Origin of the sequence: Sinomonas sp. G460-2 (assembly GCF_047759905.1) — a bacterium.
Classification (GTDB): domain Bacteria; phylum Actinomycetota; class Actinomycetes; order Actinomycetales; family Micrococcaceae; genus Sinomonas.
The window spans coordinates 1-13,136 of record NZ_JBKZWT010000090.1 but is presented as its reverse complement, the minus strand read 5'-3'; the positions used below and the strand labels follow the sequence as shown (position 1 = coordinate 13,136).

Genomic DNA, 13,136 nt, shown 5'->3' with positions numbered 1-13,136 from the left:
CCATGCAAGGAAGGCTAGGTCCAACGGGGGCTGGGAGGACAGATTTCAATCCAGACTCGTTGTCAGAAACTTCCCGTGTGTCTCGCGCGCCGGGATCAGGGGAAAGCGTCCGGTGAAGGATCGCTAAATGGCGGTCTCAGGCGTCTCATTAGCCGGTCGGTGAACGGTGACGGCCCGGCTTAGGCTGAATTCGCGGCTCGGACGGCTGACGCGATAACCCAGGTAAGCCCTCCAACGAACGCCGCGATCGATCCCCAATACGCGATGGGGGCGAACAGGCCGATGATGCTGCAGACCGCGGCTATGCAGAAGGCGATCACCGCGGGCTTGACCCCTGCTGTATGACCTGCCGTCCACGCAGCCTCGCTCCGCTGTAGCGGCGGGATGCGAATTCCGACGGTACTGTTCGGTGGGATCATGCCGTTGCCCGCAGCCTGATTGATCAGTGTGATCAGCAGGAGCAACCCTGTAAACACCCACCCGAGAGCCGGCAGACCGGCCGCTGCGTCATGTGTCCCCACGTGCATAGTGTGCCCTATCGGGTGCGAATAGCGGCGTCACAGGCGGAAAGCTGCATCCATGCACGGAGAAGGATCCCCAAACGGCCGTCGGGCCGCCACCTAGCGAGCACAGAACCGCACCTTTTAGGCCGCGGTTCACACGTGTCGGGCTCCGTGGCTTCAGTGCGTCAGTAACGACCGATTGCGGCGCGCGGCCGTCTCTGACCTCGACGCATAGGACGACCTGGTGGGCCGACCATCAGGCCAGCCCCAGAGACCACCTCCCGCATCAACCGAAGGAGCCGCCTTGGCGCCTCGCACCCCAGCCGTCCTCCGACTGTCCGCTGACCTTCACGGTCTTCGATATGCCGTGGATATCTTCATGCTCGTCTTCGCCGCCATCGATCTCCGCGATCGAGGGGGTGCTGTTCGGCCCGGACATCGACTGCCAGCCCGGCCCCCGTAGGAGTCCGGCTCAAGTTCGGCGGTTTCGCACCATCAAGCTTCGGCATGACACCGGTAAATAACATATATTGAAAATTTACTCTTACTTTACAGCCTCGTGCAACTCTTGTCACATGGGACATTGAAGCGCATCATGAGTCAGTACGGGGAAGGCTCCCGCTTGTCTCGGGGCTTTCACTGTAGTGGGCTAAAAGCTGCCCCTCGATTGCACTTAGCACGAATCGATGGAAAGAGGAGATACCGTTGAGCGAGACACCTGATCGCCTTGATCCGGAAGAGTCTGCCCAGAATGCGGCCGATAATCTTCCTATCAGGGCCGGGACGCAAAAGGACCTACAGGACAAAATGGCGAGCCAACCGCTCAGATCATTTGCAGATGCAGTCGAAGAGCCAACGCCTGCAATGAAAGATCCACTCCTCGACAAAGGCATGAAGGAAGACATAGATGACAATAAGCGGGAGATAGATAAAGATACTCACGACAACACCGGGAAGGAGGAAAGCGAAGATACCGGGAAGGAGGAAAGCGAAGGCACCGGGAAGGAGGAAAGCGAAGATACCGGGAAGGAGGGCGACCTAGAAAAAACAAAGGACGAACCCGAAGACACCGGCAAGGAGGGGGCGACGACGAAGGTGCCGCTCTAGGGGATTGGACAGACGGAAGTCGCCATGAGCCTGGTCCGAGCGATGACGTCCTCTAACCAAATAGTGCTCGATGCCGAGCTCTCAAGCTCTTTGAAATCAGCTGATCTAGTTCTAATCGGTGACGCGGATGACGTTCTGGTTCAACAGGTTTGCAAAGTATCTCTAGAGCGTGGTCTGTGCCCCGTATGGGCTGAACAGTTCTGTTATACGAGACAACTCACCGTTAGGAATGTGGGCGCAACCACAGAAGTTTCACCTGATTTGCCACTGTTCATTCGTAATCAGCGAGAGACTAGTGGCGAGGTATCGAAGTTCGTTCGCGGAGAATTGTTTGCCCAACGTTGGTCGACCACCGCCTTAATGACTTCTCCGGTCATCAACAGGCCGACCACATCTGGAATCACCGACTACCCACCGCGACACCTCATGAAGCGCCTACATTCATCCCGATTGGTTGATCACGAACTGCTGCTGGAGGAGCATTATTCAAGTGCTCAAATTCCGGATCCATCACGCTACGAGGGCGAAGAGTTGTCTGTCGGTCCAGCCAACGGGGATAAATCCCACACAGCGACTCGCTATCGGAGCAGAATGCCAGATGGATGGATATTTCAACAGGTGCTTGTGGTTGGAGACCGAGCTTGGGTTCGCCGTGAAACTGCGGATAAAGCTCAACATATTCGAGAGACAAGCATCGAAGTGGCTAAGGCGCTCGATTTGAATTTCTGCGTGATTCACTGGCGCAAATCCATGGTATCTAGCGAGGTAAAGCTGGCTCGTGTTAGCGGTAGGCCAACCGCAGCGGTCGTCGGTGATCAATTGGGGCTCGTTAGTTCGGCACTAGTCGATCTTTTGATGTCATGACTAGGTTGTTGGCCATCGGGCTCGATTGTGATCCTACAATCGTTCATTTCTTAAAATTCTGTCGACGCGAAGGCGTTGAAGTCGACGCAATCAATCTCCGTGAAGTCGCGGCCGTCGGAAGTTGGAATATCCATATCGGCGACGGGCAATCGTCTCTAATAAACGTCGACGGATGCGAGTGGAACATGTTGGAATACGACGCGGTTTACGCACGGCCAATAGACCTGACATGGTCCCAGCAGGAGACCCCGTCTCGATCACGTTGGTTCGGAATGATGAGCGCAGTGCGAGCCTGGTTGCAAACAGCGGATATTTTGGTAATAAATAGGCCAATGGCTGGTGTCCACAATTCAGCGAAGCCCTTACATGAAGCCTTCTTGGCGGGTTTGGGATTTCGTGTTCCTGACTCCGTCACCTCGGCGGATCCACGGACGCTGCGGGAGTTTGTCTCAAGTTTCAGTTGCATCCTCAAGTCCTTGTCGGGGACGAGGGGCGACACAGTCGCAGTCACGGCTGACGATCTGAATGGATTCGTGGTCCAGCAGGGTCCGCTCCACGTGCAGCGCCGCATCGAGGGTGTCGACGTGCGCGTGCACGTACTAGGCGATGTCGTCCTGTCAACGATGATCGATTCTCGATCGGTTGATTATCGAGCGAAGGGGGTGAAGCCGAAATTGTCCCGGTGGCTACTCCCTATCGATCTTAGCGAACAGGTCGTAGCGGCCACCCGCAGAATGGGTCTTACTTTTGCCGGCTGGGATTTCAAAGTTTCATCGGACGGAATTTATTGGTGCTTGGAGGCAAACCCTCAACCAGGCTACGGAATGTATGACCCCGTTATGGAATGGGGTATATCGCGAGAATTGGTTTCGATCATGACCAGAGCAAAGGCCGAGAAGGGGGTGCCAGGGTCGCCCTGACTCGCGCGCCGCCAACAGCGGCATTCGAGGGACCGTTACGGGCTGTGATCAGAGATCCCCTTACCGGGCGGCGTTTGTCTGTTCGCTCCGAGTGTGCCCCCAAACTCGAAGGTGTGCACCCGCGCGTTATACCTCCCCTGAACCCCACTTTGGGCGCTCTTCGCCTGTCCTACCGAATTCAGGAGACGAAAGCCATGACCTCGTCGCAGCCGCTACAGGTGCAAGTGCCACCAGTCCTTCCCCTGGCCGACCCCGACAAGCTCCGCCAGGATCTTTCAGCGGAATACCAAGCGTTGATTCGGACGATGTCCGATGTGGATGGCCGTCTGATGACCGTGAAGGGTTGGTCGGTCACGCTGTCTTTGGCCGGTCTCGGGCTCGGTTTCCAGTATGGCCATTGGGCGCTCTTCGGCCTCGGCGCCCTCTCGGCTGCCGCGTTTTGGACTATCGAGGCGCTCATGAAGGGGCATCAGCTGCGGTACTACGTGCGCATGCGGGAAATTGAAGTAGCGATGTACTCGCTCAATCAGGTGCAGTTGCCTGACGGGACTGTGGCGTCCGCTCCGCGAACAGACTGGGACTGGGACCAAGCTGCGAAGGGGGTGGGGGCTAGACCCCTCAGGCGCACCGAGGGTGATGTGAAGGCGGACATACGGACCACGTGGATATGGCCGCACGTCTTCCTTCCCCATGTCGCTGCGGTGGCCGTCGGTGTGGTCCTGTTCGTGCTTGGCTTTACCGGACTGCTTCATATTGCGCCCTGAGACCATCGTTTGGCACGCCCGTCGATCGACTGAATTCGACGCAGCCTGGGCTGGCTCCGACTGTCCCCATGAGGGATCCTCGACCGGACACTTTCGTGGGGTCGTTTGGCCGGGACGAGCCATTTGGTGGGTAGCGAACCTTCCTATTTCTTAGTAGGGATCGACGCCTGCACGCTCCAGCCCTTGACGGTGAAGGATCCCACGACGGTCACCCCGTCTTGGGCATAGAGGGGAACTTCCTTATCGCCGACCCTGCCGGTCTTACCGGATACGGCGCGCGCCCTGACCTCTTCTGGATTCTTCGGTTGGGCCCGGGATGCCATATCAGTCTTCCGCACGTATCCCCGGGTCCTGTTGTCGTCGGCGATGGCGGCGATGAGGTCGGGTTCGTCTCCCGCTTTCGAAACGGCCCCTGAGCCGTAGGTTTCGCCCCTGGCGTTCTTCGGGAACGTCACTCTGCTCCTTCCCTGGTACGGCGTGGTTCCGGAAGGTGATGCTGCTGCCGCAGAGAATACGTGAACGCCGGTAGGCATGGGAGCCGCGAAGGAGCGGATCAATTGGGCAATCGGTCTGAACAGCGTCCGGTCAAGGATCGCCGAAAGGGCTGTTGACAAAGCGCTCAGGCGCTGTGTCACGTATGGGCTGAAGCCCCTCCCCGGCCAGCAGACTGACGGGTGCGAGTGGCAACAGGCATGACGACAGTATTGGGCCCATCCCGGAACCATCCGCCCTCAGCGGTAACGTCGGCGGAGCCGCCATTACCGCCGAGCCGAAGAGGAGTCACCGTGTCGCTCGACTTCTGCGCCATCGACTTCGAGACCGCCAACGGCCGCAGGGGCTCGGCCTGCTCCGTGGGCATGACCCGCGTGCGGGACGGCGAAATCGTCACCGAGGAGGCCTTCCTCATCCGGCCGCATCCGAGCCTCGGGCGCTTCCACCTCGGCAACATCGCTGTCCACGGAATCACTCCCGACATGCTCGACGCCGCAGGCGCCCCACACTGGGAGGATGCGCTGGAGCGGATCCTCGACTTCCTCGACCGCGACATGGTGGTCGCGCACAACGCGCCTTTCGACGCGAGTGTCATGACCGCGGCCAGCGAGGCTGCTGGGCTGTGGCTGCCTCGGATGGACTTCCAGTGCACCGTCCGCCTCGCCCAGCGCGTGTTCCCGGACTCGCCCAACCACAAGCTGAACACGGTCGCCGCCTACCTCGGACTCGGCGACTTCCAGCACCACGACGCCGGAGCGGACGCGCGCACGTGCGCCCTTATCTGCCTCGCCGCGGCCGACCACCGTGGGTACGGCACCGTGGAGGACATGATGGAATGCGAGGGCTTCTCGCCGATCCTACTTGGGGTCTGAACACCAGAGGCAGAAGGGGCTCATACCGCAGGACGATCCACCACCGGGACAAGTCATGAGTGGGTCGAATTCGCTCGGACCTCCCGGAATCGGGGTCTAGGTGCTTCGTCAGCGATGCCTGTCCGCAATTACGGCGCTGATCATTCCCCAAGGCACGCCATCGATGTCGTGACACTCGATGTCGTGAAGTCGGGCATAGATCTCATCTGTCATCCAACGGGGGCGCTCCGCAGCGATCTGGAGTTCGGGATAGAGCGCATGGATCTCGTCTTCAGATCGGGCTTGCATGATGCCCCACAGCCCGGCCATCCCGTAGTCGTATCCGACGAGGAATTCCCTCTTGATCTCAGCCATTTTTCGGTCTCATTTCAAGTCACGCCGCGGTGGATAAGGCGGCCCGATCATCGACGGTGACCTATCCAACAAGCCGTACGGAGGCCACCAGGATCCCGGGGTGGGTGACTCGGAGACCCCAGCTATCTTGTTCCTGTTTACGGCATCGCGCCCGTTCCGTAAATGTGGGTCGAGATGACGTCCTTCTGACGAACCAGATGGTCCTCTGACAAGCAACTTGGACGTTTGGCCCTTTCGCTGTCAAGGCATAGCCGGGAATGACGGTGGCTGCCGAAACCTGGTCTCTGCCCATGGATCCATTTTCTGGGCTTGCTAGCCCAGTTGCTCCAGTGAACACCCAAGAAAGTGGGCTGTCAAGCCCACTTTTGGTCTATGCTTGGAAGCATGAAAGCCAATGCGGGGATCCGGGAGCCTCGGAAGCTCACCGACAAGGGGCAGGCGACGCGCGAGCGGATCCTGGAGCACGCTGCCGAGCTCATCTACACCAAGGGCGTCCACGCGACGAACAACGAGCAGCTCCGACGGTCAGCCGGCGTCAGCGGGTCCCAGCTCAACCACTACTTCCCGACCAAGGAGAGCCTCGTCCTGGCCGTCATCGAATGGCGTGCCGAGCGGGTCCTCTCGTTCCATCGCAGCGAGCGGTTCGCCAGCTTCGACAGCCTGGACGCGCTCCGGGAGTGGGCGGACTTCTACGTCGGCTTCGAGCGCGCCCATCAGGAAGGCTGCACCCTCGGCTCCCTCGCGAGCGAGATCATCAAGACCGACCTCGACGTCCACGACGAGCTCGCGAAGGCGTTCGACCAGTGGCGGGGCATCTTCCGCGACGGTCTCAAGCACATGCAGGAGCTCGGCCGCATCAGCGCCGACGCCGACCCCGCCCGCCTGGCCAATCTGCTGCTCTCTGCGTTTCAGGGCGGCATGCTCCTCTCCCAGGTCCAGCGGAACACGGCCCCGCTCAGAGACGCCCTGCAGGCCGCCATCGACTACGTGCAGACCTTCGAGACCCCTCTCGACCCCGCCTCACCCCGTGTTCAATAGCCGCAGCTGATGATCGATACAGGTCTACAAGATCCAGGTGCCGCGCAGCGCGGGATCTCCTTCAGAGCTGCCAAGCCTTCAGACGAGCACTGACCGGATAGAGCCCCGTACGGTGGAGGGTCCTTTTACGGGCGCTCCTGTTGAACTCGGTCCTCGGGCAGGGGCCGCCGGTGATGAGGATGTCTGCGCTTCCAGATGGCCCGGCCGATGATCGGAGCCCCGACGATCGCCGGGATGACCCAGAAGGCCAGAGGTGGAAGGAGGTTCCATACCGGTAGCTGAGGGCCGTTGTCCACGTAGAACGCCGTGAGCATGGCGATATAGGAGATGCCCATCGCGAGGATATGCGGAATGTCTCCCGGTCGGCGCAGGCGTCGGAACGCGAAGCCGTAGACAGCTGATGCTGCGCCGATTCCGCCGATGACAACCAGGGGCAGATCTTCCGGCCAACGGAAGGCTGCGAGGGCGCACGCCGTTGCGAAGACCACCAGGATCCCGATCAGATACCAATGGCCGGCGCGGCTGTGACGCCCCGACCCCTTACGGGCGACCATCGCCACTATTCCGGAGACGATCGCTACGGAAGCAGCGGCGACGTGCACGGTGAGGATCGCGAGGAAGAGCACAGACGTTGAGGCGACGTCGAGTCCGAGAAGCGGCTCACCCTGGACCATGGCCACCTCGCCTTCGTGCTCAGATACAGAGTAGAGCCCTTCACGAGTCGGACGCCCGGCAATGGATCCTTTGGCAGGAACGGCACGACGTCGCCAGGGAGAGTGTGGATTTGATCGCTCGTTGGCGGTGCTCTGTGACCACTCGGTGGCACATTCCCGGACTTTTCACGTCCTGCATCCCATGCGTTCCGAGACACAGAGGTTTCGAGACACGAACTCCGGGCAGGAGAAGGAATCCGCGCGGTAAGGCAGCCAGCACGCCTGTGCCGAGCGAGCCACGACTGAAATGTCATGGGCTTCGGCCATCATTCGCTCTATGACTACGACTGTGCCCGAAGCGCTGGCGAATGCGCTTTCGGCTCCTTATCGGCCTCAGGAATCGTTCCGTTGGTCTCGCAACCCTTGGACGGAGCGGATGCACGATCTGCCCGACGTTCTGAACATGCTCGATGCTCTTCCCGAACGCATTGACCGGCAGTTCGTGGCGGAAACCGTTTCGGCTGAAATTGAGGCCGGACGGGTGCTGCCCGGGTTTGTCGCAACGATGGTGTGGGGATGGGGTGACAAAGGCGGACGGGGCGCCGTCCGAACTCGATGGATTCTCACGGGCGTAAAGGGCCCCGGCGATGAGGTGGCGTCCATTCCTGTAGACCCCTCCGTTGCGGACCGACTTCAACGAGGTCCGAGGGCGGTTCGCGGCCTTGGTGCTGTCAGGGGCTTCCGCGAGATGAACACTGATGCTCGCATCAAGCATTTCGGTTCTTCGTACTTCACGAAATGGCTCTACTTCGCCTCGGCGGCGTCCGGGGTCGAAGGTGCAAGCGCGGCGCCGATCCTGGACGACCAGATCATCAAGTGGTTGGGCCACGAAGCGGGCATCTGGTTCAGATCAGGCTCCACGAAGGCCTACTCGGCGTACCTCGAGTTGCTGAAGGGCTGGGGCGACCGGTACGACCGCACGCCTGTACAAGTGGAGACGGAGATGTTCAGGTTGGCCACCGGCCGCGGCTGAACCACGCGCATCGTACGGCTGCCCACCGAAACCGCACCGCGACGAGCTCGATTGGTCCGGTGAAGGATCCTTTGACCGGACAGCCCGCCCAGCACTCGCCCTATCCCGCTTGACTTCTGAACCTTCCGGGGAATCGCTGGGGTGGATCTCAGGACTTCCTGTCTCAGTCGACCGGGTGCCGACGCCAGGGCGCATGGGCCGAGTCTCGGCCGAGCTGCAGTGCCTGTACGTGGCACTTGCGGCGCGCAATCGGGGTGTCGGTACACAATTGATCGATTCGGCTGTTGGGGCCGCCGGAGACCTCGGGGCTGAGAGGATCACGGTGCACAGCAGCGAACGGGCCGTCACGGCGTATGCGCGCGCCGGGTTCGGATCCTCGGAGCGGTTCATGGACCAGAGCCTGGGGCCAATGTGCTGACCGGGCGGCGAAGACGCCCCTCACGAGCGCCGACACTCTCGAACTCCCTAGGGATCGCAGACTCCGCGGGGTAGGGCCACCAGCGACCCGCGGGTGACGTTTGGCCTTTCCCGGTCAGTCCCGTTCGGCCGGAGCGATCGCTTTGGTCATCATCAGCGTTCGCCGGGGGGCATCGAGACGGAACGGCCGCGGCCCCTCGCCGTCGAACACAAAGCCTGTCTTCCTGTACAGTCCGATCGCGGCGGAGTTGTCCGACATAACCAAGAGCCGAAGCGAACTCGCTCGCAGCCTCGCCGCCCATGCCTCGATCGCGGCGATCAGTTCTTGGGCGACGCCTAGTCCGCGCGCCTCCGGGCAACCCACATCGCGACGAGCCCCACCGACGACGGCACATTGCCCGGTACCCCGCTGGCCGTGCCAACCGGGCATCCGTCAACGAGAGCAACCAGATTGAGGGCAGTCGACGTTTCGAGCAGTGAACGCCATCGTTGCTCCGTGTCGCCTTCGCCGACCATTCGGAGAGGGTGGCGGTGAATGCCCGGGGATCTTCGCATAGCGCGCGCCTGCGTACGGCGCGGTACAGCTGCCAGTCTTCGGACGATACCTGCCGGAACTCCACGCCTTAGTCTGGCATCTCCAACACGCACCGTGGGACATCGGCTGCGCGGCACCTCTCGAGCGGACTGACGACACAGCCACGGCCCCAATCATCGCAGTGGGGCAACTGGGATCGAATCCCGAATCAGAGCCCATCGATCGTGTAACGGCGCTCGATCCCGGCGGTGACGCGTCCTCATTCACTGCCCGCGACTCGGTCCTGGTGGGCTCTGAATGCCCCAGCCAGCATCGCGGAACAATTCGTCGTCAACCTGCCACACCAATGGGTCGTCAGTGGGGTCACGCAGAATGAAACGCAGCCAACTTCGGCACGCGTCAGCACGATGCGCCGGGCAAGATGCTCGACGACGACAGAAACGTCGTCGTTGTCGCGGCACACAAGTTGTCCACTGAGATGAACTTTGGCCATCGAGCCATGTTGCCGCATCACAGCGTCCGGTGACGGATCGGCTAACGGGCGGGGTCTCCTACTGCTCCACTCAGGGTAAGGATCTCGTCGACAACACGCGCGAGCGGAGCAGTGGCGTCGATGGCGATGCCACCTCGCGGAATGTCCGCCTTCATGCGATGCAACCGGATTATGAGGTCCCGTTCCGCGTGCCGGCGCTGTCCTCCCCACTCGTCCTCGCCCCGGTCGTCGAGCCGGCGAACCAAGGTTTCGATGTCGATCTCGAGCACGAACACGCCGTTGAACAGATCAATAAACTTCGCGAAGTTTCGCGATCCCCCACAGAAGAACGTCACCGCCTCGCGCTGATCTGCGACGAGCGCCTTCACTTTGTCGACCCGCCAAAGGTGGTGATCGTGAACGTCAAGACCAGTGACCTCCTCCATCGGCGCCCCGGTCTCCGGATCACCCTTGTACGCCAGTTCGCGATCGCCGTCAACGACGTGGTAACCGCGCCTTGCCAACTCCTCGCACACAGAGGTCTTCCCAGTTCCGGAACCTCCTTCAATGAGGAAGTTTCTCCTGCCCATAGTGAATGGTAGTCAGATACTGCACCCCACGAGCGTTCGAGGATCCTCCATCGGACGGATCGCGGTAAACGGGTAACACAAGTGCTGGGGTGCCGTCGGGTGGGTATGTGCGGCCTTTGAGGACGGTGCCGAGGTTAGCGGGGGAGTTGGTTCGCCGCCTTTGGCTGAGGGGGCAATCGACCGAACACGGCCGTGATCGTTTGAGAGCGGGTGAACTTTGCGATTTCATTCTCTCGAGCCTCGTCGCTCAGTGTCATGAGGTCACGGTATATGCCGTTGACTAATTGGTAGGTCTTTTTGTGGTTAGCGTCCGGAAACAGCGTCCGGGGCACGTTTGGGTCACGCCCCGATCGTGGGAGGCAGGATGCTTGCGCTAGACAGTGTGCCTGCCAGCGGGTAAACCCGACCAGCATTAGACGGACTTCAAGCTTCTCCGCTTGTGAGAGACGAGACCCGAACATGCCCTAGATTAAATGGCGTGAGCCTTTGAGGAGTCAAGAAACTCCATTGACCACCTGGCGGGATCCCCCTGACGCCGACTTGCCCAGCCACTCGTCTCGCTTACTTCCACGGAAGGACCCCCTGTGTCTGAGCGCTCGTCGGCGGCCACCGCGGGGGCAAAATAGGCTATTGGCGCGGAGACCCCTCAAGCAGCAGCATCACCGGGTTCATGCGACAAATTGAGCGCGGCTCTCCACGCGGCGAGGATGGTCTCCTTCGCCTCGGAACCTGCAAGGACCTCCTCGTCCGGGTCCCCAAGCCCCAAGGGAGAGAAGAACTCCCAGTCGCTTCGACGGCCCGCACCTGCGGCCCGGTTCGGCCCAATGTAGGTGTCGACGAGTTTGGTGCAAATCTTCAAGGCCGCTTCCGTGCCGTGGGTTCTGTCCAGTGCCGCCAGCGAGACCTCGAGGCTGCTGTTCCCAAGCGCGCTTCAATGCGCCCTTGGCGCTTCCCTGCAGGTTGTCCCAGACAACCGTCTCCACGCGAACGCCACCGGTCTTGGTGTGAGCCACGGCCGGAGCCAGATCACTGTCCTCCGACGCGATGACCACGACGTCGATTTCGCCGGATGAAGCCACTCGGGCCGCGCCCAGGGCCAGGGCGACGTCGACTCCCTTCTCCCTCGCGGTGCCGCGGCTGTAGTGGAGTTCGATGTAATGGGTTTCGATCAGGGGATCCTTCTTCCACTCTGCGTCCCGGACACAGAATCGTGCGCGCCCGGGCTGGCCTTCACCGGGCCGGCCCCGAAACACGAGGACCTTGACTAGCTCGCACCTGAAGCCCTTGTTGGTGCGCCTTGCGATCACTGTCTCGGCGAGCAGACGGGGCGGGATGTCCCGTGGACCTGACCCTCCGAAGAGAGACCTCGCACGCCGGTTCATGTTCTCGTAGTCGACAAGAACGGCAACCCGCTGGACCGAACTGGCGGATTCAAGCATAATAAATTCCTCCTAGAAACAGCGAAGCCGCCGCCCACGGTGGGCAACGGCTTTAGTCTCGGGCTTATCATCGCCACTAGAGACCGGTCGCGATTATGTCCTTCGATAAACGCATCCGGCAATTCTTCGTTCCCAATATTCTTGGATAAGAACGGACTCCGGAAACACTAATCGCCCAGCCCATTCGAGGCCAGACGATCTACTTTCAAGAGTGCGGTCTGGCACCGGAGTTTGTCAATAGAAAATTGTTTCGGAGAGGACCATTGAGCGATGTCAAGCCCCGTGCGCGCGCCCGTAAGCCGACCCACAGCCGCTCGGCGCCTGACCTGGTGTCGGTCGTTGAGATCGCTGGCGAGCACTAGGCACGTAAGACCCGCACGATGAAAATGCACGCAAAGGTGCCACAACTGAAACACCGGAAGCGCCCAAATCTGTACGCCCAGCCATCCCGGACGCGCGTCGTGATCGCACCCCGCTGACGTCTAGCGCCCGCCGGGCAGGTCTTGCTATTCCGCACGACCTTCTGAATGCACGACCTTCTGAATGGACGCATGCTACCGCCGGTAGGCGCTGCGCACCTGTCTCTCACAGAGGTGAGGGAGGCGGGCGTGAAGGGCGGGGTGACTCTGTTCCGCGGGGAGGGCTCGGACGCGCGCCGGTACGTCGAATCCGATCGCTCGCGCGCCGACGACTACTACCTCGGCGACGCTGCCGTCGCCGAGTTCGTGCAGCTCGACCGCGACGGCAACGTCACGGCGATCCGTGACCTGGCCCCGGACGCCTACGCCGCGTGGGTCGACTGGGCGCACCCGATCACCGGGGAGCAGCTGGGCGTCCCGCGCCGGGCGGGCGATGGCCGTGGGGGATCGCCGCGCTTCGCGGAGATGGTGGTCAACGCCCCGAAGTCGCTCTCCATGGCGGCGGCACTGCACCCGGAGGTGTCGGCCGCGCTCGATGCCGCACAGCAGGATGCCGCCGCCGAGATCCGTGGCTGGCTCGCCCGGCATTCTGTGACACGGGTCGGGCCGCGCGGCGCGCAGGAGGTCGTCCCGGTCGAGGAGCTGCACACCGTCGCGGTCGCGC

General features: G+C 61.4%; 16 protein-coding genes. 9 read left to right on the top strand and 7 right to left on the bottom strand.

What is annotated here, in order from left to right; translation table 11 throughout:
• Window positions 1–179: 179 nt before the first annotated feature.
• Window positions 180–419, bottom strand: a complete 240-nt coding sequence (locus ACLN58_RS10615; protein WP_415855232.1) for an SdpI family protein — start codon at window positions 417–419, stop codon at window positions 180–182.
• 789 nt (window positions 420–1,208) lie between these two features.
• Between ACLN58_RS10615 and ACLN58_RS10610 the strand changes: the two genes are divergently transcribed.
• From ACLN58_RS10610 to ACLN58_RS10595, 4 genes are all read left to right on the top strand, one after another.
• Window positions 1,209–1,610, top strand: coding sequence for a hypothetical protein (locus ACLN58_RS10610; protein WP_415855231.1), 402 nt, complete (start codon window positions 1,209–1,211; stop codon window positions 1,608–1,610).
• A 24-nt stretch (window positions 1,611–1,634) separates the two neighbouring features.
• Complete coding sequence (locus ACLN58_RS10605; protein ID WP_415855230.1) at window positions 1,635–2,474, top strand: hypothetical protein; 840 nt, start codon at window positions 1,635–1,637, stop codon at window positions 2,472–2,474.
• Between the two features lie 8 nt (window positions 2,475–2,482).
• The gene (locus ACLN58_RS10600; RefSeq protein ID WP_415855229.1) at window positions 2,483–3,394 is read left to right on the top strand and encodes an ATP-grasp domain-containing protein; all 912 of its coding nucleotides are present in this window, start codon (window positions 2,483–2,485) and stop codon (window positions 3,392–3,394) included.
• A gap of 194 nt (window positions 3,395–3,588) precedes the next feature.
• Window positions 3,589–4,158: a hypothetical protein gene (locus ACLN58_RS10595; RefSeq protein ID WP_415855228.1), complete on the top strand. Its 570-nt coding sequence runs from the start codon at window positions 3,589–3,591 to the stop codon at window positions 4,156–4,158.
• A gap of 143 nt (window positions 4,159–4,301) precedes the next feature.
• On the opposite strand, the gene ACLN58_RS10590 is transcribed toward ACLN58_RS10595, so the two are convergent.
• Window positions 4,302–4,613 (bottom strand): hypothetical protein, encoded by a 312-nt coding sequence (locus ACLN58_RS10590; protein ID WP_415855227.1) that lies wholly within the window; start codon window positions 4,611–4,613, stop codon window positions 4,302–4,304.
• A gap of 330 nt (window positions 4,614–4,943) precedes the next feature.
• On the opposite strand from ACLN58_RS10590, the gene ACLN58_RS10585 reads away from it, so the two are divergent.
• Window positions 4,944–5,522 carry a 3'-5' exonuclease gene (locus tag ACLN58_RS10585; protein ID WP_415855226.1) on the top strand — a complete coding sequence of 193 codons (579 nt, stop codon included), beginning with the start codon at window positions 4,944–4,946 and terminating at the stop codon, window positions 5,520–5,522.
• Window positions 5,523–5,630: 108 nt separating this feature from the next.
• Here ACLN58_RS10585 and ACLN58_RS10580 read toward each other — a convergent pair whose 3' ends face one another.
• Window positions 5,631–5,876 carry a hypothetical protein gene (locus tag ACLN58_RS10580; protein ID WP_415855225.1) on the bottom strand — a complete coding sequence of 82 codons (246 nt, stop codon included), beginning with the start codon at window positions 5,874–5,876 and terminating at the stop codon, window positions 5,631–5,633.
• A gap of 384 nt (window positions 5,877–6,260) precedes the next feature.
• Here ACLN58_RS10580 and ACLN58_RS10575 point away from each other — a divergent pair, with 384 nt between their 5' ends.
• Window positions 6,261–6,914 (top strand): TetR/AcrR family transcriptional regulator, encoded by a 654-nt coding sequence (locus ACLN58_RS10575; protein ID WP_415855224.1) that lies wholly within the window; start codon window positions 6,261–6,263, stop codon window positions 6,912–6,914.
• 125 nt (window positions 6,915–7,039) lie between these two features.
• Here ACLN58_RS10575 and ACLN58_RS10570 read toward each other — a convergent pair whose 3' ends face one another.
• A complete protein-coding gene (locus tag ACLN58_RS10570) occupies window positions 7,040–7,588 on the bottom strand; it encodes a hypothetical protein (RefSeq protein WP_415855223.1) in 549 nt (182 codons plus the stop codon).
• Between the two features lie 316 nt (window positions 7,589–7,904).
• On the opposite strand from ACLN58_RS10570, the gene ACLN58_RS10565 reads away from it, so the two are divergent.
• Together ACLN58_RS10565 and ACLN58_RS10560 are read left to right on the top strand one after the other, a co-directional pair.
• On the top strand, window positions 7,905–8,600 hold the full coding sequence (locus ACLN58_RS10565; protein ID WP_415855222.1) for a hypothetical protein: 696 nt from the start codon (window positions 7,905–7,907) through the stop codon (window positions 8,598–8,600).
• Between the two features lie 109 nt (window positions 8,601–8,709).
• Window positions 8,710–9,018 carry a GNAT family N-acetyltransferase gene (locus ACLN58_RS10560; protein WP_415855221.1) on the top strand — a complete coding sequence of 103 codons (309 nt, stop codon included), beginning with the start codon at window positions 8,710–8,712 and terminating at the stop codon, window positions 9,016–9,018.
• 114 nt (window positions 9,019–9,132) lie between these two features.
• On the opposite strand, the gene ACLN58_RS10555 is transcribed toward ACLN58_RS10560, so the two are convergent.
• The 3 genes from ACLN58_RS10555 to ACLN58_RS10545 form a co-directional block, all read right to left on the bottom strand.
• On the bottom strand, window positions 9,133–9,447 hold the full coding sequence (locus ACLN58_RS10555; RefSeq protein ID WP_415855220.1) for a GNAT family N-acetyltransferase: 315 nt from the start codon (window positions 9,445–9,447) through the stop codon (window positions 9,133–9,135).
• 639 nt (window positions 9,448–10,086) lie between these two features.
• Entirely contained in the window at window positions 10,087–10,614 is a 528-nt protein-coding gene (locus ACLN58_RS10550; RefSeq protein WP_415855219.1) for an AAA family ATPase, read from the bottom strand.
• 668 nt (window positions 10,615–11,282) lie between these two features.
• A complete protein-coding gene (locus ACLN58_RS10545) occupies window positions 11,283–12,053 on the bottom strand; it encodes an NYN domain-containing protein (RefSeq protein ID WP_415855218.1) in 771 nt (256 codons plus the stop codon).
• A 608-nt stretch (window positions 12,054–12,661) separates the two neighbouring features.
• Here ACLN58_RS10545 and ACLN58_RS10540 point away from each other — a divergent pair.
• The coding region (locus ACLN58_RS10540; protein WP_415855217.1) for a relaxase domain-containing protein at window positions 12,662–13,136 on the top strand (475 nt) is incomplete at its 3' end.

What these genes read in the sequence shown, in the direction of transcription:
- ACLN58_RS10615 (WP_415855232.1), bottom strand. Translation starts at nt 419, where the DNA reads ATGATCCCACCGAACAGTACCGTCGGAATTCGCATCCCGCCGCTACAG.
- ACLN58_RS10605 (WP_415855230.1), top strand. Translation starts at nt 1,635, where the DNA reads ATGAGCCTGGTCCGAGCGATGACGTCCTCTAACCAAATAGTGCTCGAT.
- ACLN58_RS10595 (WP_415855228.1), top strand. Translation starts at nt 3,589, where the DNA reads ATGACCTCGTCGCAGCCGCTACAGGTGCAAGTGCCACCAGTCCTTCCC.
- ACLN58_RS10580 (WP_415855225.1), bottom strand. Translation starts at nt 5,876, where the DNA reads ATGGCTGAGATCAAGAGGGAATTCCTCGTCGGATACGACTACGGGATG.
- ACLN58_RS10575 (WP_415855224.1), top strand. Translation starts at nt 6,261, where the DNA reads ATGAAAGCCAATGCGGGGATCCGGGAGCCTCGGAAGCTCACCGACAAG.
- ACLN58_RS10570 (WP_415855223.1), bottom strand. Translation starts at nt 7,588, where the DNA reads ATGGTCCAGGGTGAGCCGCTTCTCGGACTCGACGTCGCCTCAACGTCT.
- ACLN58_RS10565 (WP_415855222.1), top strand. Translation starts at nt 7,905, where the DNA reads ATGACTACGACTGTGCCCGAAGCGCTGGCGAATGCGCTTTCGGCTCCT.
- ACLN58_RS10555 (WP_415855220.1), bottom strand. Translation starts at nt 9,447, where the DNA reads ATGCCCGGTTGGCACGGCCAGCGGGGTACCGGGCAATGTGCCGTCGTC.
- ACLN58_RS10550 (WP_415855219.1), bottom strand. Translation starts at nt 10,614, where the DNA reads ATGGGCAGGAGAAACTTCCTCATTGAAGGAGGTTCCGGAACTGGGAAG.
- ACLN58_RS10545 (WP_415855218.1), bottom strand. Translation starts at nt 12,053, where the DNA reads ATGCTTGAATCCGCCAGTTCGGTCCAGCGGGTTGCCGTTCTTGTCGAC.